Source organism: Azospirillum sp. Marseille-Q6669, assembly GCF_965111635.1.
This window is the reverse complement of sequence record NZ_CBCOOP010000006.1, coordinates 300,940-319,079: the sequence shown is the minus strand read 5'-3', so window position 1 is coordinate 319,079 and position 18,140 is coordinate 300,940. Positions and strand designations below refer to the sequence as shown.

Genomic DNA, 18,140 nt, shown 5'->3' with positions numbered 1-18,140 from the left:
GCGCGAGTCGGAGTCCGATTCTCGGCCGATTCCCGGAGTCACCGAGGGGCCACAGCCCAGATTATTCGGCAGAACGGCGACATCCGGCGGACTCCGACCTCCCGGCACGACGCGCCGTGCGCTGGAATCTTTCGGCAGAACGGCGACGTTTTCCACCCGGTTTCTCGGCAGAACGGCGACACCCAGACCTGGTCCGCCACCGCTCCAGGGGGCTCAAGGTCTTGATTCCACTGACTCCACGTCCCCGCATCGGCGCAACCGGAGCGATTCCGACGCACGCATTTGAATCGTGGACAGCCTGTTGGGGCCACGACAACATCTTGCGTAACGGGCTCACCAAAGCCCGAACCGATAGCTTTTGGACCAGTATTTTGGGCCAGGATTTTCAGCTGGCGGCTTCGAACAGCCGCGACACGCCGAAGGAGGCGACGATGACGTAACGGAGGACACGACCTCCGGAAACACAAAGGGCACAGGTTTGGCGACCTGTGCCCTCGTGCACACCGAAGTGTCGAAAACCGATGGAAGACCGGGAAAACCGGACCCCGCATCAGCGGTTTGGCGACTTCATGATGCCAGGGTAGGTCCGGAAAACCAAGTGGAATCGCGGATTCCACTGACGCTCCCGCTTTGTCTTCCGCCGGGATTGAAGCGCTGGATCATGGGAAGACAATGACCCCGTACACGACCTTGTACCGGCGATGGATCGCTGCGCCCGGCGTGGGAGCCGCGGAGATCGCTGTGCTCTCCGGCCTCTACGCGCGGGCGGACGCCGCCGGTGTCTGCGCCGGTCTGGTCCAGGACGAGTTGGCCGCCGAACTCGGCAAGAGCCGTCCCTGGCTGTCCGCCGTGCTGACGAAGCTGCAGGCGCCGGACCTGTCCCTGGTGGAAGCCCGCCGCGAACGCGGCTTCCGCGGGATGGTCTATGCCCTGGTGGGCGCGCAGGACACCGACTCTTCCGGTCGGCCCGTCGACACCACCGGTCAGCCGGCTGACGGACTCCTAAGAACTGGGAATCCCCTGAATCCTGACTCTCAAAACTCCTCCTCCTTCCGGGCGGGGGGATCGGCTGGGTCTCCGGGCATCAAGAACCGGGACGCCCTCGCCGAAGACTGGCAACCGGACGCCGCGGATCTGGCCTGGGCTGCGGAGACCCGCCCGGAGGTCGATCCGGCCACGGTGACCCGAAAGTTCGTGTCCTGGTGCCGCAAAGCCAACGCCCGCAACGGCTACAGCCCGGCCGACCCGTCTGGGGCTTGGCGCAAATGGGTGGCCCGCGAGTTGGTCGCCCCTGCCGTGGCACCAGCCAGTGAAACGCCCGAAGGCACCGTCGTCCCCTTTGCAACCGCCTCCCGCCGCCCCTCCAACCGGAGCGACCAGAATGACCGCCAACCTGCCGAGCCTTCCCGTGAGCCTTCCCGTTGGCGGCGACCCGCAGACGCCGGACATGGCGTGGCTGCCCGCAACGCCGGCGTCCTCTCTGCCCTGCGCGATCGCCTCGCTCGCCCGGCTTGAGCGCGCCGACCTGCGCTTCGAGATCGCCGACTGCGCGCCGGAGGAGATCGGCGCGCTGGCCGAGCGGGTGGAGGCCGCCCTTGAGGGCATCTGCCCATTGATTGGTGTGGAGAATGTGCTGACCGGCATCGAGAAGCTGGCGGCGCGCTTCGGCCTGGAGCTTCCGGACGCCGATGTGCTGGAGGCCGATATTCTCGAGATGGCCGGCTGGCCCGCCGAGGAATGGATCGCCGGTTTCCGCGGCGTCTGGTCCTCCTTCCGGTCTGGTTACCGGCGCTTCCCCACGGTCGGCGATTTCCGGGCTGCCTCCGGTCAGGCATCGGTGACCAGCGGAACGGCGGCCCTGCGCCGGCTGGCCATGGCCCTGCGCCAGGAACAGCAACTCCGTGCCCGTGAGATTGCTCATCGCCGCCATCAGAAAGAGAAGGAGGCGGAAACCGCCCGCCGTCAGCAGGCTGCCGCCCTGGCCGCCCCTCCGGTCGCCCCGGCGACGCCGACGGCAACAACGCGCCCGGCACCGGTTTCCACTCCGGTCTCCGTCACGCCGGACGATGCGCAAGTGGTCCTGGCTTCCGCACAGCCTCGGTCTCAGATGAGGCTTGTCGTTCCTAAGGTTTTGATAAGGGATCGGTCGGCCAACGATCTTCATACCACGGTATGTCAAGGACATGACCACGTATCTTTCAGTAAGCAGACGCGCATGAAAAGTTCAGTTCGAGAAGCCAAGTATACCAATGACTGTGGATCGCGACGAAAAGCTGGAGCGAAGGCTTGGCAGACCCTTCATTATTCCAACAGGGTAACGCCTGTATAAACAGGCTCATCCCATCGATTCAGATTCCGGTGGCGAAGCACGAAAGGGCGGAGCAAGATGTGATAATCTGTTCGTGCGCCGAACCTTTCGGATTGTCCATCCATGCCGCTGAAGACGGTGTCCCGTCAGCAACCGATGACTCTGCACGGGTACCTGCTGAGGCTTGTGCTCGTGACGCTGGTGCCGATGCTCCTGCTCGGCGGCATGCTCATCGGCTGGCTGGTGCAGCAGCAGCGGGACGCCGTCAACGACAATATGGCCGACACGGCGGAGGCGCTGGCCCTGATCGTCGACCGGGAGTTGGAAGCGACCATCGAGGCGCTGCGGGCGCTGTCCCGCACGGACGCTCTGGCGGCCGACGATCCCGCCGGTTTCTACGAGCGGGCGACGCTGGCGCTGACTCAGCACCCCTCCTGGACCAACATCGCGCTGATCGACCCGTCGGGGCGACAGATCGTCAACACGGCGGTCCGGCTCGGCGCTCCGCTGCCGGATGTGCCCCAGCGCGACGCGCTGCAACGGCTGACCGCGACCCGCCAGCCGGCGGTGTCCGATCTGGTCACTGCGACGGCGGCGGAGCGCCCGACGATCGCCGTCATGGTGCCGGTGCTGCGCGACGGCAGCCTGCGCTATATCCTGTCGGCGGTGGTCGATCCGCAGACCTGGAGCAATCTGCTGGAGGGTTTCGAGACCCGGTCCGGCCTGATCGCCGTGATCATCGACGGCCAGGACCGGATCGCCGCCCGCTCGCGCGAACATGCGGAGTATCTGGGACGAGCGGTGCCCGACTGGTTTCTGGCGGCGCGCGGCACGGCCGACACCGGCAACTACCGCGGCGCCACGCTGGACGGGGTGGAGATCATCGGCGCCTTCCACCGCACGCAGCGCGCCGACTGGACCCTCGCGGCCGCGACGCCGACGGAGGCCGTACTCAACCCGCTGAACCGCACGGTGGTGCTGGCGTTGGGGCTCGGACTGGTCCTGCTGGCCGTGTCTCTGGCGTCGGCGGCGGTCTTCGCGCGTCGGCTCGCCCACCCCGTCCGCGAACTGGCCGCCCATGGCGGCAGCCTGATGGAGGGGCGGGCTATCCGCTATGACGGCGGCGTTCCGGTGCGCGAGATCGACGAGTTGCACCGCGTCCTGGCCGAGGCCAGCGCCGCGCTGGTCGGCGCCAGTGAATCCGCCGCCCATGCGGAGGCGCGCTACCGCGCCATCGTCGACACGGCGGTTGACGCCATCGTGGTCATCGACCGGGCCGGCGTCCTGCACAGCTTCAACCGCGCCGCCGAACGTATCTTCGGCTACGCCGCGGAGGAGGTGATGGGCCGCAACGTCAGCATGCTGATGCCCGATCCCGACCGCAGCGCGCACGACGGCTATTTGAAGCGCTATCACCGCACGGGGGAGCGCCAGATCATCGGCATCGGGCGCGAGGTGACGGGCCAGCGCAAGGACGGGTCGGTGTTCCCTCTGGAGCTGTCGGTCGCCGAATGGAAGGCCGACGGCGAGGTGCGTTTTACGGGCATCGTGCGCGACATCACCGCCCGCAAGACGGCGGAGGAGGCGTTGTTCGCCGCCAAGGAGGCGGCGGAGCAGGCGATGGAGCGCGCCCTGACCGCGGCGGACGAGGCCCGGCGGGAGAAGAACCGCGCCGAGAAGGCGGAACGGGCGAAGACCCAGTTCCTGGCGGCGGCCAGCCACGACCTGCGCCAGCCCGTGCAGTCGCTCTACTTCTTCGCGCAGGTGCTGGGCGACAAGCTGCACGGCCAGCCCGGTCACGAGCTGGTGGCCAGCATGGGCCATTCGCTGGACGCGCTGAAACTCCTGCTCGACGGACTTCTCGACGTGTCGCGGCTCGACGCCGGGGCGGTGGAGCCCAGCGTCACCGAATGCGCGGTCGGGCCGCTGCTCGACCGGCTGGCCGCGGAATACGGACCGCAGGCGGAGGGGCAGGGGCTGCGGCTGCGGATCGTGCCGACCTCGCTGTGGGCGCGCACCGACCCGATGCTGCTGGAACGCATCCTGCGCAACCTGATCGAGAACGCGCTGCGCTACACCGAGCGGGGCGGCGTCGTGGTTGGCTGCCGGCGCGGCAACGGTGCATTGCGCATCGAGGTGGCCGACAGCGGCGTCGGCGTGCCGGAGGAGTTGCAGCAGGTCGTCTTCGAAGAGTTCTTCCAGATCGGCAACCAGGAGCGCGACCGCGCCAAGGGGCTGGGTCTCGGCCTCGCCATCGTGAAACGGCTGGCCGGGCTGCTCGGCCACACGATCGCCCTGCGCTCGCGGCCCGGACGGGGCAGCGTCTTCTCGGTGGAGCTTCCCTCCGTGCGCGCCCGCGCCATCCTGCGCCGCAACGGGCCGGACCGGGCCAACGACGACGGGCAGGGACTGGTGGTGGTCATCGACGACGAGGCCATCGTGCTGCTCAGCCTGCGCACCCTGCTGGAACAGTGGGGCTACGAGGTGGTGGCCGCCGTGTCGGCGGAGGAGGCGGTTGACGTCCTGCACGGGCTGGGCCGGCTGCCAGACCTCATCATCGCCGATTACCGCCTGCGCGAGGGGCGGACGGGCGTGGAGGCGATCCGCGACATCCACGGCGTCTGCGGCGTGCGCATCCCCGCCGTCGTGCTGACCGGCGACACCGCGCCCGAACGCATCACCGAAATCCGCGGCGCCGGCTTCCGCCTCGTCCACAAGCCGATCACCCCGCACATCCTGCGCGAATTGCTGAAGCCCGCAGCCTGATTTTGAAATGTCCGGTTGCGAAAGGCCGGTTTTTGACCCTGGCTGCCCGCCGGCCGGGTCTTTAGTTTTTCCGCCTCCTTGGGGAAGAGCCTCCTTGGGCAAGAGGGAGACGGGACATGAATTGGAGCAAGGGCCTGTGGCGGGGCTGGCTGGCCGCCGCCCTGCTGTGGGGGGCGGTGGTCGCCGCCTTCGCCGCCGCCGATCTGCAGGGGCGCCATCCTTTCGCCGGTCTCTACGCCTATTCGGACGCAAGGGACGCCTTTCTGCCGCAGCACTACGCCGCCGACGAGGCGGTGGTGGAGGATGGGGTGAGGCGGGGCGTCGTGGCACGGACGGACTTCCCCGACGGCACCAGCCTTGCCGCCCCGCCGGGCCTCGGCGAGGAGCGCGTGCGGCAGATCGCCGAGCGTTTCTGGGCGGAGCGCTGGACGCGCCGGGCGGAGGTTCTGTGGCCCTGGGGCCTGCGCGCCGCCGTGCCGCCGCTGCTGCTTTTGCTGTCCGGCGCGCTCGTCCTGTGGATCGCCCGCGGCTTCGGCAGGGCGAACGCTGCCCCGGAGGCGGCCATGGAAGAGGCGGCGGTGCCGGAGAAAGCGGAGGAGGATGCGCCGAAGGCGGTCTTCAACACGCGGTCGGCCGGCGGATTGCCGCCCTTTATCCGCTCGCTGGGACCGGATCCCAAGCGCCGCCGCGTGCTGGGGTCGGGCCGGTAAAGGTCGCGCCAGTCGAACCCAGGCGTCGTTCGCACCGCCGCCCAACATCGCGGTAACCCGCGGTGACGTCCAAGCATCCCCGACGGTCGGCATCCCGAAGGCACAAAGGAACAGGAACCCCGGCATTGGGTTGATGGTGGCGGAGCCGCGCCCGCGGGGCGTGGATGTTCTCCGAGGCTGTGCGTTTGTCCGTCCGTCCAGGCGTTCGGGCCGTTCACCACATCACGGCGGCGTGTGGCGCAAGGCGCTGCCAGCGGGCCAGACCAAGAGGAGACCTGGGTGTCGAAGCCGACCAAGACGGACAAGATCCTGACCGGAATTCCAGAATTCGATCTGGTCCTGAGGGGGGGCCTGCCGCGCGCGCGGCTGCATCTTCTGGAGGGCGCTCCGGGAACCGGCAAGACGACCATCGCGCTTCAATTCCTGCTGAAGGGCCTGCGCGACGGCAAGCGGGGCCTGTACGTGACCCTGTCGGAAACCGAGACGGAGTTGCGCGCCTCGGCCAAAAGCCACGGCTGGTCGCTGGACGGCATCGGCATCTTCGAACTCGTCCCGCTGGAGGCGCAGCTCAACCGCCAGCAGAGCGTGCTCTATCCGTCCGAGGTGGAGCTGGGCGAAACCATGCGCCTGATCACCGAGCGGATCGAGGCCGACAAGCCGGACCTCGTGGTGATCGATTCCCTGTCGGAGCTGCGCCTGCTCGCCCAGGACCAGCTCCGCTACCGGCGGCAGATCCTGGCGTTGAAGCAGTTCCTGCAAGGGCGCCAGTGCACCACGCTGGCGCTGGACGACCTGACCAGCCAGACCGGCTCCATGGAACTGCACAGTCTGATGCACGGCGTGGTCAGCCTGGAGCAGATCGAGCGTTCCTACGGCGCGGCGCGGCGGCGCCTGCGGATCGCCAAGATGCGCGGCTCCGAATACCAGAGCGGCTGGCACGATTTCGCCATCACGCCGGGCAACGTGCTGATCTTCCCGAGCCTGATCGCCGACGAGCACAAGGCGGAGTTCGAGCCGACCGCCGTGTCGAGCAGCCTGAGCGGACTGGACGAGCTGATGGGCGGCGGGTTGACGCGCGGCACGACGACCATGCTCGTCGGCCCGTCGGGCGTCGGCAAGTCGTCCATCGCCCTGCAATATGTCGCGGCGGCGGTGCGCCGTGGTGAGCACGCCGCCTATTTCTCCTTCGACGAATCCTTCGAAACGCTGTCGCTGCGCAGCACCGCGCTCGGCATCGACATCGAGGAGGCGGTGCGCAAGGGCGAACTGGGCTGGCAGCGCGCGAACCCGTCGCGCCTGTCGCCGGGCCAGTTCGTCTGGCAGGTCCGCCGCCAGGTGGAGGACCAGAAGGCGCGCGTCGTGGTGATCGACAGCCTCAATTCGTACCTCAGCACCATGCCGGAGGAAAAGGCGCTCATCCTGCAGATGCACGAGCTGCTGACCTATCTGAACAACCAGGGTGTCGTGACCATTCTGATCCTGGCCCAGCAGGGCATCGTCGGGGACATCCAGAATCCCGTGGACCTGTCCTTCATGAGCGACACCGTGGTCCTGCTGCGCTTCTTCGAGGCGGCGGGGCAGGTGCGCAAGGCGATCTCGGTGGTCAAGAAGCGCACCGGCGTCCATGAGCTGGCGATCCGCGAGTTCCGTCTGTTTCCCGACGGCATGCAGGTCGGCCCGCAGCTCCTGGAGTTCCAGGGGGTGCTCACTGGCGTGCCCAGCTACGACGGGTCGGCGGACCCGTTGTTGCGCGGGCGGAGCGAGACGGGCTGACCGCGGCGCATGGACGCCCCGATCCTCGTGCTCGCCCCTCATGGCCGGGACGCGGAGGTCATCCGCCTCGTGCTGGACGAGGTCGGCATGACCACGCGGCTCTGCGCCGATCTGCCGGCCCTGTGCGATGGCCTGACGAGGGACGACGTCACGGCCCTGATCCTCTCCGAAGGCGCGTTGCTGGGGGCGGCGATGGAGCCGCTGGTCGCCTGCTTGGAGGCCCAGCCGCCCTGGTCGGACTTGCCGGTTCTGGTGCTGACCGCGCGCGGCAACCGGTCGGCCAGCAAGGCGCGCTGGGCACAGTTCCAGCGGCTCGGCAATGTCACGCTGCTGGATCCGCCCCTGCACGCCGAAGCGCTGCAAAGTGCTGCGCAGTCCGCGGCGCGGACCCGCCTGCGCCAATACCGCATGCGGACGCTTCTGGCCGACATCGAGCGGGTCAATGAGGAGTTGGAAGACCGGGTGGCGGAGCGCACCCGGTCCCTGCAGACGGAGATGCAGGAGCGCCGCAAGGCCGAGGAGGCGTTGCAGCAGGCCCAGAAGATGGAGGCGGTCGGCCAGCTCACCGGCGGGATCGCCCACGACTTCAACAACCTGCTTCAGGTCATGCTCGGCAACCTGCACATGTTGCAGAGCACGCTGCGTGCCGACGATCCGCTGCTGCGGCACGTCGCCATGGCCGTCACGGCGGGCGACCGAGCCGCGGCGCTCACCCGGCATCTTCTGGCCTTTGCCCGGCGCCAGCCGCTGACGCCGCGCAGCCTGGATTTGAACGCCCTTGTCGCCGCCATGAGCGGCCTGATCCAGCAATCCGTTGGCGAGTCGATCCGGGTGGAAACGGTGGTGGCCGACGGGCTTTGGCGGACCTGGGCGGATGCCAACCAAGTCGAAAGCGCCCTGCTCAACCTCGCCATCAACGCCCGCGACGCCATGCCGGACGGCGGGCTCCTGCGCGTCGAGACGAGCAACACCGTTCTGGACGAGACCATCTCGGACGCGCAGGGGGATATCCTTCCCGGCCGCTACGTCCTGCTCCGCATCACCGATACCGGAAGCGGCATGCCGCCGGACGTGCTGGAGCGGGCGTTCGAACCCTTCTTCACGACGAAGCCGATCGGCCAGGGCACCGGCCTCGGGCTGAGCCAGCTCTATGGCTTCGCGCGTCAATCTGGCGGGCACGCGGCGATGCGGTCGCAGCCCGGCCAGGGCACCACCGTCAGCCTGTATCTGCCGCAGCATGACGGTGTGGACGGCGCCGACAGCTCGGTCCCCGTAGCGGACGCGCCGTCGCCGGACCCGTCCCGCAACGATGAAACCATCCTGGTGGTCGAGGACGAGGCCCTGGTCCTGATGCTGTGGGTCGAGGCGCTGGAAGGGCAGGGATACCACGTCGTGCAGGCCGCCGAACCCGAGGCGGCGATCCGGGTCCTGGAGTCGGACACGGCGATCGACCTTCTGATCACCGACGTCGGGCTGCCTGGAATGACCGGGCGGGATCTGGCCGATGTCGCGCGGGAGCTTCGCCCCGGGTTGAGAGTGCTGTTCGTGACCGGCTACGCGCATTACGCCGCTCTCGAAGCGGACAGCTTGGGAGCGGGCACGCGGATGCTCAGCAAGCCGGTCGGCGTGGACACCTTGCAGATCACCGTCCGCGCCTTGCTGGATGGGGATGAGGCCTGACGTTGCGGAGGCAGGCAAACCAGGGCGATTGCATCTGACATTCCCTCTCCCCGGAGAGGAGAGGGCTATGAAGGCAAAACGCGATTGCTCTGGCGGGTGGACGGCGGCAACTCGACAAGCTCCACGCACATCGCCTACAACCGGTCATCCGTCCTGTGGGTGGAATGGAAACCGGTTTGAACGGTGCAACGTCAGCACGGCCATCGGCCTCCCCTCTCCGTTCTGGGGAGCGGGGCGGGGTGAGCGGGCATCGCGAGAAGGGCGGCGCCGCGCTTGCGGCGCTTGCGCTCCGCGGGCGATCCGGGCTGGCCGCGGCGCTGGCCGCCGTTCTTCTGCTGATGCTGGCCCAGGTGCCGGGGCAAGCGGTCGCCATGCTCTCCGCCGGTCTGGCGCAGTCCTTCTGGGCGGCGTCGATGTGCGGACCGGACGGGGCGTCGGACCGGATGCCCGCCGCGCCCGATCAGCCCAAGCACGATCTGGAGCATTGCCTGGGCTGCCAGCTCGGCTGCGCGCATCCGGCGATGCTGACCCCGGCGGACGTCACCGTTCCGCCGCCCCGACTGTTCGGGGCGCTGCGCGCGCTTCACCTCCGAACCTGCAAGCTCCGCCGCCGGAGCATTTTCCGTCCGAACGCCCGTGCTCCGCCGATGAAGTGTCCTGCCCCGACCAACTGATCCTCCGACACATCCTTTCTTGCAGGACTCCGTCATCATGAAGAAGCACGCCCTGGCGCTCGCCGCGCTGATCGCCCTGACCGCCGGCACCGCCCTGGCCCATGGTTTCAAGGCCGGACCGGTTGACATCGAACATCCCTGGGCGCGCGCGACCGCACCCTCGGCCCCGAACGGCTCGGCCTACATGGTGCTGAGCACCCACGGCCCGGACAGCGACCGCCTGCTGTCGGCCAGCACGCCCGTCGCCGACAAGGCGGAACTGCACACCCACCTGATGGACAACGGCGTCATGAAGATGCGCCAGGTCGACGCCATCGAGGTGTCGCCCGGCTCGCCGACCGCGCTGCAGCCCGGCGGCCTGCACGTCATGCTGTTCGGCCTGAAGCAGCCGCTCGCTCCGGGGAAGGCGTTCCCGCTGACCCTGACCTTCGAGAAGGCCGGGCCGGTGACCGTCCAGGTGGACGTGCAGAGCGCCGGGTCCGCCGCCCCGTCCCATGGCGGTGCCGGCGGGCCGCAGGCCGGCGGCACGCAGCACAAGCACTGACGGGCATGCGCCACGCCGGCCCCTTTCCAATGGCCGGCGTGGCCGCAACTGCAGGTCCGTACTGATATACCAGCATCGCATTTGACCGTCCGGCCCCAGGGGCGCAGGGTGTGGCGCGCCGGTCCGGCATAAGGACCGGCGCGCCACAGGAAGGACCGCCCCGCCCATGAGCGCCGCCCGATGACCACCACCGAAAAGGCCCTGTCCTCCTCTTCCTCCGGGCGGGCCGGCATCGCCTGGATGCTGCTGACCACGCTTCTGTTCGTGACGCAGGACGCGACCCTGCGCGTTCTGGTGCAGACCTATCCGTTTGCCGAGGTCGCCTGGGCGCGCTTCGCGGTGCATCTGGCCATCGCCTTCGCCGTGGTTGCGGTGCGCTCCCCCAGCCATTTGATCGCCAAGCGTCCGGGGATCCAGATCCTTCGCTCCGCCCTGCTGGCGGTGCTGACGCTGCTGGTGGCGGTGTCCTACAAGACGCTGCCCTTCGTGGACGTGGCGGCCATCGCCAACGTGGCGCCGGTCCTGGTCACCGTCCTCTCCGTTCCGCTGCTCAAGGAGAAAGTGGGCTGGCGGCGCGGTCTGGGGGTGCTGGGCTGCTTCATCGGGGCGATGATCATCATCGGCCCGGCCAGCATCGTCTTCCAATGGGCGATCCTGCTGCCGTTGGCCGCCGCGCTGTGCAACGCGCTCTACCAGATCGTCACCCGGCTGCTGCGCGGCGGCGATTCTACCCTGACGACCTTCTTCTACACCAGCATGGCCGGTACGGTGATCTGCGGGCTGCTGCTGCCCTTCGGCTGGGTGACGCCGGACCTGACGGGGGCGGCGCTGATGATCATGCTCGGCGTGCTGGGGGCGTGCAGCCATTACTGCCTGATCCGCGCCTACACGGTGGCGGACGCGGCGACGGTGGCGCCCTTCGGCTACACGACGCTGATCTGGGCGGTGCTCTATGGCCTGCTGGTCTTCGGGGAGTCGCCCAGCGCCTCGACCCTCGCCGGCGGTCTGGTGATCGTCGCCAGCGGCATCTACATCTTCCACCGCGAGCAGGTGCGGGCGCGCGAGGCGGCCAAGGAAGCGGCGAACGGGGCCTGAACGGCCCCCGATTCTCCCGCTGATTCCCTATGCCGGAGGCACGTACACAGGACGTTCAGGTACCCGAAATATCACGGGCCGTACGCGTCGAACTGTAACATGCTCCGCGTACCGTACGCCTGCCGGTGAGGGCCGGCGTTTTTTCAACCCACAAGCAACGAGAACAGCAATGAACGGACTGCCCAAGCAGACGTGGCGCTGCCGCGTTGCCGAACTGTTGAACGACCCCGTGGTCCAGGCCGTGTTGCGGCGGGACCGCCTGACCCACGAGCAGGTTCTGGCACAGCTCACCCCCATTGCCGAGCACCTGCGCCGCAACACTCCCCCCGATCGACCCGCAAGGCGGCTTCCGCGCGAAGCCTTCTGACCTTTCAACGACCTTCCAATGAGAAAAGGCCGCCCGGTGAAACGGGCGGCCTTCTTCTTGCGGGGCGATTTCTTGCAAGCCGGTTGCGGATCAGCCGGCGATCTCGAACTTGATCCCCTGGGCCAGCGGCAGGGCGCGCGAGTAGTTCACCGTGGCCGTCTGGCGGCGCATGTAGCCCTTCCAGGCGTCGGAGCCGGACTCGCGCCCGCCGCCCGTCTCCTTCTCGCCGCCGAAGGCGCCGCCGATTTCCGCGCCCGACGGGCCGATGTTGACGTTGGCGATGCCGCAGTCGCTGCCCGCTGCCGACAGGAAGCTTTCGGCCTCGCGGATGTCGGTGGTGAAGATGCAGGAGGAGAGTCCCTGCGGCACCGCGTTCTGAAGCGCGATGGCCTCCTCCAGCGTCTCGTAGGTCAGGACGTAGAGGATCGGGGCGAAGGTCTCGTGGCGGACGATGTCGGTCTGGCCCGGCATCTCGACGATGGCCGGCTGCACGTACCAGGCGTCCGGATACTGATCCGCCAGGGCACGGCCGCCGCCGGTCACCACGCCGCCGTCGGCCTTGGCCTGCTCCAACGCGCGCTGCATGCCCTCATAGGCGCCCTTGTCGTTCAGCGGGCCGACCAGCACGCCAGACTCCAGCGGGTTGCCGATGGGAACGGAGGCGTAGGCGGCCTTGAGGCGCGGCAGCAGCGTGTCGCGCACGTCCTTGTGGACGATCAGGCGGCGCAGCGTGGTGCAGCGCTGGCCGCAGGTGCCAACCGCCGAGAAGACGATGGCGCGCACCGCCATGTCGAGGTCGGCCGACGGTGCCACGATCATGGCGTTGTTGCCGCCCAGTTCCAGGATCGGGCGGGCGAAGCGCTCCGCCACCTTCAGCGCGACCTCGCGGCCCATGCGGGTCGAACCGGTGGCCGACACGATGGGAACCAGCGGGCTGGCGACCAGAGCCTCGCCGACGTCGCGCCCGCCGTTGACGACCTGCAGCAGGTCCGCCGGGGCGTCGCCGAAGCGGGCCACCGCGCGCTCGAAGATGCGCTGGCAGGCGAGCGCGGTCAGCGGGGTCTTCTCCGACGGCTTCCAGATCACCGGATCGCCGCAGACCAGCGCCAGGGCGGCGTTCCAGGCCCAGACCGCGACCGGGAAGTTGAAGGCGGAGATCACCGCGCAGGGACCCATCGGGTGCCAGGTCTCGCGCATCGCGTGGCCTGGACGCTCCGACGCGATGGTCAGGCCGTAGAGCTGGCGGGACAGGCCGACTGCGAAGTCGCAGATGTCGATCATCTCCTGGACCTCGCCCAGGCCCTCCTGGAAGATCTTGCCCATCTCCAGCGTGACGAGACGGCCGAGATCCTCCTTGGCGTCGCGCAGTTCCTCGCCCAGCAGGCGGACCAGCTCGCCGCGGCGCGGCGCCGGGACGGAGCGCCACGCCTCGAAAGCGCGCTGGGCGCGGGCGGCCACCTCCGGAATCTCCGACGCCGGGGTGACCGGCGCCACGCCCAGCGCAGCGCCGTCGATGGGCGAGCGGACGGACAGGCCGGCCCCGTCGGCGGGAAGCTCAAGGCCGAGGCGGGAGAGAAGGTCGCGGTGCTGCATGGAAAAGGTCCTCGGTGTAAGGCAACCGGTGGAGGGGTGGCGCGCGGTGCTGTCGCGGTTCGTCATCATAACCCTCTCCCCTCTGGGGAGAGGGTGGCCCGCAGGCCGGTGAGGGGAATGTGCGTAACGGAATGTCCGGCAAAAGCGCAACCCCCTCACCCTAACCCTCTCCCCGGAGGGGAGAGGGGACTTCAAGTCGTCAGCGCTGGCGCCCGGTGGCGCGGATGTCGGACAGGCTGCGGTTCGGCGTCAGGGCTTCGGGGTCGAGCCTGACGTGCAGAATGGCCGGCCGGCCGGAGGCGCGGGCGCGCTCGAAGGCCGGGGCGAACTCCTCCGTCCGCTCCACCGTCTCGCCATGGCCGCCATAGGCGCGGGCGAGCGCGGCGAAGTCCGGGTTGGTCAGGGCGGTGCCGGACACGCGGCCCGGATACTCGCGCTCCTGATGCATGCGGATGGTGCCGTACATGCCGTTGTCGATGACCAGCACGATGAGGTTGGCGCCCTCCTGCACGGCGGTGCCGAACTCCAGCCCGGTCATCTGGAAGCAGCCGTCGCCGGCGAAGCAGACCACGTCCCGCTCCGGGTGGAGCAGCTTGGCCGCGACGGCGGCGGGCAGGCCGTAGCCCATTGAGCCGCAGACCGGCGCCGCCTGCGTGCCGAAGCGGCGGAAGCGCCAGAAACGGTGGATCCAGGTGGCGTAATTGCCGGCGCCGTTGGTCAGGATGGCGTCGTCGGGCAGGGTGTCGCGCAGCCAGGACATGACGGCGCCCATCTGGACGTCGCCGGGGATGGTGGCCGGTGGCTCGCTCCAGGCGGTGTAGGCGGCGTGCGCGGCCTCGGCCCGACCGGCCCAGGCGGGGGAGGCCGGCGCCTCCAGCCCGGCCACGGCGTCGAGGAAGCCCCCCGGCGTGGCGTTGATGGCGAGGTCGGGGCTGTAGACGCGGCCCAGCTCCTCCGCCCCCGGATGGACGTGGATCAGCGTCTTGCCGGTTTCTGGGATGCCGAGCAGCCCGTAGCTCTGCGACGGCACCTCCGAGAAGCGGCCGCCGAGCAGCAGAATCACGTCGGCGTCCTTCACCAGGGCGGTCAGCTTCGGGTTGATGCCCAGCCCGATGTCGCCCGCGTAGTTCGGATGCGTGTGGTCGAACAGCATCTGGCGGCGGAAGGTGACGGCCACCGGCAGCGCGAAGGTCTCGGCGAAGACGTGCAGCGAGGCCACCGCGTCCTCGGTCCAGCGAGACCCTCCGGCGATTACCAGCGGGCGCTTCGCCCCGGCGAGCAGCCGCCCGACCTCGGCGACCTGGGCGGGGGTGGGGGCGCTGTCCACCGGCTGGGCCAGGCGGGCGACGGCGACATCCGCCGTCTCCACCAGCATGTCTTCCGGAAGCACCAGCACGACTGGGCCGGGGCGACCGGCGAGCGCGGTGTGGAAGGCGCGGCTGACCATCTCCGGCACGCGGTCGGCGCTGTCGATCTCGGCCACCCACTTGGCCATGCCGCCGAACATGAGCGTGTAGTCGACCTCCTGGAAGGCGTCGCGCCCGCGCATGCCGCGCTCGATCTGGCCGATGAACAGGATCATCGGGGTGGAGTCCTGCTGCGCCACATGGACGCCCGGCGCGGCGTTGGTGGCGCCGGGGCCGCGGGTGACGAAACAGATGCCCGGACGCCCGGTCAGCTTGCCCTCGGCCTCCGCCATCATGGCGGCGCCGCTCTCATGGCGGGCGTTGATCGTGCGGATCGGGGAATCGTGCAGCGCGTCCAGCACGGCGAGGTAGCTTTCGCCCGGCACGCAGAACACGCGCTCGACGCCCTGCGCTTCCAGCGCATCGACGATCAACTGGCCTCCGGTCTTGCCATTGGTCTGCATGGCGCGCTCGTTCCTCGGCTGGGCGTTCAAATCCTCCTCAATCTGGCGGCAGGCCCCGCCCCGCGCAACCGACTTTCTTTCCCCAGGTCATGAGCTATAGTCATGACCCATGGGTCTGCAACGCCGTCTTCTCCCGTCCATGAGCGCGCTCTCCGCCTTCGAGGCGGCGGCGCGCACCGGCAGCTTCACCGCCGCGGCGCAGGAGCTGGCGCTGACCCAGGGCGCCGTCAGCCGCCAGATCAAGGCGCTGGAGGACCAGCTCGGCGTTCCGCTGTTCGTGCGCCGCGACCAGCGCGTGACCCTGACCCCGGCCGGCGAATCCTATGCGGCGGAGGTGCGGGAGGCGCTGCACCGCGTGGGGGCGGCGACGCTGCGGGTCATGACCGCGCCGCAGGGGGGCGTGCTGAAGCTGGCCGTTCTGCCGACCTTCGGCACGCGCTGGCTGGTGCCGCGCCTGCCCGCCTTCCAGGCGGCGCACCCGCAGATCATCATCCATTTCATGACGAAGATGGAGCCCTTCGACTTCCGGTCGGAGGATCTGGACGCCGCCATCCATTTCGGCGCCGCCGACTGGCCCGGCGCGGTGTGCGAGCGGCTGATGGAGGAGGAGGTCCTGCCGCTCTGCGCCCCGTCCTTCCTGGCGGCCCACCCGATCCGCACGGCGTCGGACCTCGTGGCGCTGCCGCTTCTGCACACCACCAGCCGTCCGGAGGCATGGCGGGACTGGTTCGCCGCCCAGGGCATCGAGCGGCACGAGGGCGCCGGCATGTTCTTCGAACAGTTCTCCACCACCGCTCAGGCGGCGATCACCGGGTTGGGGGTGGCGCTGCTGCCAACCCTGCTGGTGCAGGCCGAGTTGCGGGACGGGGCGCTGGTCCCGGCGCTGGACCGGCCCTACCGAAACCCGGACCGGGCCTATCACCTCGTCCACCCCTCGTCACGGGCGCATCACCCGCCACTGATGGCGTTCCGGGAGTGGTTGCTGGGGGCCTGCGCGTCGGCTTCCGCCGGTCGCGGCCGCTGAAGGCCCATTTCAGGATCGGCGGCTTGTCCGCCGGGCGGGTTCGTTCGGTGGTGCTCCCCCGATCCGATTCGCATCGTTGGGAGAAAAATGGGCGCTTTGGCGTGCCGGCCTCACTCTTGGCCATCGCGGCGCAGGGGAGTGCCCCTCTCTTGTCTTCGCGAACATATTACAATTTGCGGTTGGCCAGGACGTAGGCGACTTTGGCTGTTATCGTGTTGTCAGCCAGCCATTTATTGAACATGCCGCCCAAGTTGTCGATCTTCGGCTTATAGGCGTTGGGGCCGTTGTTGCAGGAAGCATAGGTACCGCTGGGGCCAAGGCCGTAAGTGCCGCCACCTTCTGCTTTGATTTGACAGGGATGGTCAACAGACCACTGCTTGTAAAGCCATCCTTCGCTGTCCGTGCCAAATTCGAAAACGACACCGGGATCCGAGTTGGTGACATATTGCATCACGTAGGAAAAACGTGGGGCAATCCCAACAAAGGATTTCTCCGGCAATCCAAGTCTTGAGTAATTGCTGTTGATAAAGTCATTTGCCTGTTGGGTCGGCATGCCGCGGTACCAGAATTTTGCTTTTTCGGCTTCAGCATCCGCGAAGGCTGCGTAGTTCCTAACCAATTTCATGGCGTTGACGGTGGTGTTCTTACTATCGAGAATCAGAATGCCTTTTTCATACATTGGGATGAGAACATCCATGTTGTTTCTTTTCAAGGTGTTGATGATATCGCTGGCGGTCATGGTGTCGGCTGCGGCGATGTTGGGCAGCAAAGCCAGGATGATAAAAAACAGGAACCTCTTCATGATCCGTCATTCCTTTCCGAAGTCGCATCGTGGGCTTCTCCGGACCCAGGCGCTTGATGCGGTGTCCGTAATGGTGTCCCTCATTCTCACAGGAAAGCGGGCGGCCTGAAGCGAACGAAAGCTTGCATTAGCGGTGGGTCCGCGGCTTTGCTGGGAGCGCCCTAAGCATTGCCTTCAAAAATGACGCCTGAATCGCGTTTTTGTGAATGGAGCCCCGTTTGTTTCTTCGCAGCGGGTTATTCAGACAGCGCAGACAATCGATCGATTTCTGGCAAGATGGTGTCGATGGGCTTGGGCCGCGCCAAAGGCTTGGCGTCCTTGTTGCGGGCGCGAACGAGGGGGCAATGATGTCCTGTGCATCGGCAATGGATTGCAGGATGCCGCGTGGGATGCGCCGCCCGCAGGGGCTCACACTGCCGCTTTGACTGTGCCACGATTGTGCTGGCACAGCGAAAAATCGGCATCATAAAAAAAGAGATTTCAATGGCTTGGCAGGCGAGGAATGATTTCCTCCGCGACTGGGCCAAGTTTGGGCTGGGCGAGTCGGCTTTACCCGATCCGCCGCCGATGGTTTGATCGGCAAAAGAAAAATGGTGCCCAGGGACGGAGTCGAACCGCCGACACGGGGATTTTCAGTCCCCTGCTCTACCAACTGAGCTACCTGGGCGCCGCTGCGTGCGGGGGCGTCTTATAAGAAGAACCGGGGCGCTTGTCCAGGGCAATTCGTCACCCGTTCGAAAGAGATTTTCCAAGGCGGCCGGGTGGGGCAGGGTTGGCGCTACCCCGAAAGTGGTCATACCAGTTTTGACCTGAGTCATGGTCCTTCCCTCCGCGGTGGGGGATAGTTTCCCTGCCGCGCGGACCGGAAAGAAGCGCCGCCCGGCCATGACCGATTTTCCGTGCGTGCCCCGGATGCCGTTCCTGAAGGGCCATA

General features: G+C 67.9%; 14 protein-coding genes and 1 tRNA gene. 11 read left to right on the top strand and 4 right to left on the bottom strand.

Annotation, left to right across the window (positions count from 1 at the left end; genetic code table 11):
* Positions 1–672: 672 nt before the first annotated feature.
* From ACWPXE_RS30000 to ACWPXE_RS29955, 10 genes are all read left to right on the top strand, one after another.
* Entirely contained in the window at positions 673–1,515 is an 843-nt protein-coding gene (locus ACWPXE_RS30000; protein ID WP_454020743.1) for a hypothetical protein, read from the top strand.
* Positions 1,409–2,329, top strand: a complete 921-nt coding sequence (locus ACWPXE_RS29995; protein WP_454020979.1) for a hypothetical protein — start codon at positions 1,409–1,411, stop codon at positions 2,327–2,329. The genes ACWPXE_RS30000 and ACWPXE_RS29995 overlap by 107 nt, the downstream gene beginning before the upstream one ends.
* 102 nt (positions 2,330–2,431) lie before the next feature.
* Entirely contained in the window at positions 2,432–5,074 is a 2,643-nt protein-coding gene (locus ACWPXE_RS29990) for a PAS domain S-box protein (RefSeq protein ID WP_454020742.1), read from the top strand.
* A 116-nt stretch (positions 5,075–5,190) separates the two neighbouring features.
* A complete protein-coding gene (locus ACWPXE_RS29985; protein ID WP_454020741.1) occupies positions 5,191–5,784 on the top strand; it encodes a hypothetical protein in 594 nt (197 codons plus the stop codon).
* 279 nt (positions 5,785–6,063) lie between these two features.
* Positions 6,064–7,557 carry an ATPase domain-containing protein gene (locus ACWPXE_RS29980; protein WP_454020740.1) on the top strand — a complete coding sequence of 498 codons (1,494 nt, stop codon included), beginning with the start codon at positions 6,064–6,066 and terminating at the stop codon, positions 7,555–7,557.
* Between the two features lie 9 nt (positions 7,558–7,566).
* Positions 7,567–9,237, top strand: coding sequence for an ATP-binding protein (locus ACWPXE_RS29975; RefSeq protein WP_454020739.1), 1,671 nt, complete (start codon positions 7,567–7,569; stop codon positions 9,235–9,237).
* Positions 9,238–9,476: 239 nt separating this feature from the next.
* On the top strand, positions 9,477–9,911 hold the full coding sequence (locus ACWPXE_RS29970) for a DUF2946 family protein (protein WP_454020738.1): 435 nt from the start codon (positions 9,477–9,479) through the stop codon (positions 9,909–9,911).
* Positions 9,912–9,948: 37 nt separating this feature from the next.
* On the top strand, positions 9,949–10,455 hold the full coding sequence (locus tag ACWPXE_RS29965; protein WP_170295955.1) for a copper chaperone PCu(A)C: 507 nt from the start codon (positions 9,949–9,951) through the stop codon (positions 10,453–10,455).
* Positions 10,456–10,635: 180 nt separating this feature from the next.
* Positions 10,636–11,550, top strand: a complete 915-nt coding sequence (locus ACWPXE_RS29960; RefSeq protein ID WP_454020737.1) for a DMT family transporter — start codon at positions 10,636–10,638, stop codon at positions 11,548–11,550.
* A gap of 169 nt (positions 11,551–11,719) precedes the next feature.
* Positions 11,720–11,917, top strand: a complete 198-nt coding sequence (locus tag ACWPXE_RS29955; RefSeq protein ID WP_454020736.1) for a hypothetical protein — start codon at positions 11,720–11,722, stop codon at positions 11,915–11,917.
* 90 nt (positions 11,918–12,007) lie between these two features.
* On the opposite strand, the gene amaB is transcribed toward ACWPXE_RS29955, so the two are convergent.
* Both amaB and ACWPXE_RS29945 read right to left on the bottom strand, forming a co-directional pair.
* Positions 12,008–13,510 (bottom strand): L-piperidine-6-carboxylate dehydrogenase, encoded by a 1,503-nt coding sequence (gene amaB / locus ACWPXE_RS29950; protein ID WP_137142686.1) that lies wholly within the window; start codon positions 13,508–13,510, stop codon positions 12,008–12,010.
* Positions 13,511–13,709: 199 nt separating this feature from the next.
* Complete coding sequence (locus tag ACWPXE_RS29945; RefSeq protein ID WP_454020735.1) at positions 13,710–15,380, bottom strand: thiamine pyrophosphate-binding protein; 1,671 nt, start codon at positions 15,378–15,380, stop codon at positions 13,710–13,712.
* A gap of 109 nt (positions 15,381–15,489) precedes the next feature.
* On the opposite strand from ACWPXE_RS29945, the gene gcvA reads away from it, so the two are divergent.
* Positions 15,490–16,404: a transcriptional regulator GcvA gene (gene gcvA, locus ACWPXE_RS29940; RefSeq protein ID WP_454020734.1), complete on the top strand. Its 915-nt coding sequence runs from the start codon at positions 15,490–15,492 to the stop codon at positions 16,402–16,404.
* Between the two features lie 166 nt (positions 16,405–16,570).
* Here the strand turns inward: gcvA and ACWPXE_RS29935 are convergent, their stop codons facing one another.
* Both ACWPXE_RS29935 and ACWPXE_RS29930 read right to left on the bottom strand, forming a co-directional pair.
* The gene (locus tag ACWPXE_RS29935; protein ID WP_454020733.1) at positions 16,571–17,206 is read right to left on the bottom strand and encodes a hypothetical protein; all 636 of its coding nucleotides are present in this window, start codon (positions 17,204–17,206) and stop codon (positions 16,571–16,573) included.
* A gap of 591 nt (positions 17,207–17,797) precedes the next feature.
* Positions 17,798–17,873, bottom strand: a tRNA-Phe gene (locus ACWPXE_RS29930).
* Positions 17,874–18,140: the final 267 nt, after the last annotated feature.

Excerpts from the sequence above, each read along its gene's own strand:
- ACWPXE_RS29960 (WP_454020737.1), top strand. The coding sequence starts at position 10,636 with ATGACCACCACCGAAAAGGCCCTGTCCTCCTCTTCCTCCGGGCGGGCC.
- ACWPXE_RS29985 (WP_454020741.1), top strand. The coding sequence starts at position 5,191 with ATGAATTGGAGCAAGGGCCTGTGGCGGGGCTGGCTGGCCGCCGCCCTG.
- ACWPXE_RS29955 (WP_454020736.1), top strand. The coding sequence starts at position 11,720 with ATGAACGGACTGCCCAAGCAGACGTGGCGCTGCCGCGTTGCCGAACTG.
- ACWPXE_RS29990 (WP_454020742.1), top strand. The coding sequence starts at position 2,432 with ATGCCGCTGAAGACGGTGTCCCGTCAGCAACCGATGACTCTGCACGGG.
- ACWPXE_RS29975 (WP_454020739.1), top strand. The coding sequence starts at position 7,567 with ATGGACGCCCCGATCCTCGTGCTCGCCCCTCATGGCCGGGACGCGGAG.
- ACWPXE_RS30000 (WP_454020743.1), top strand. The coding sequence starts at position 673 with ATGACCCCGTACACGACCTTGTACCGGCGATGGATCGCTGCGCCCGGC.
- ACWPXE_RS29935 (WP_454020733.1), bottom strand. The coding sequence starts at position 17,206 with ATGAAGAGGTTCCTGTTTTTTATCATCCTGGCTTTGCTGCCCAACATC.
- gcvA (WP_454020734.1), top strand. The coding sequence starts at position 15,490 with ATGGGTCTGCAACGCCGTCTTCTCCCGTCCATGAGCGCGCTCTCCGCC.
- amaB (WP_137142686.1), bottom strand. The coding sequence starts at position 13,510 with ATGCAGCACCGCGACCTTCTCTCCCGCCTCGGCCTTGAGCTTCCCGCC.
- ACWPXE_RS29945 (WP_454020735.1), bottom strand. The coding sequence starts at position 15,380 with ATGCAGACCAATGGCAAGACCGGAGGCCAGTTGATCGTCGATGCGCTG.
- ACWPXE_RS29965 (WP_170295955.1), top strand. The coding sequence starts at position 9,949 with ATGAAGAAGCACGCCCTGGCGCTCGCCGCGCTGATCGCCCTGACCGCC.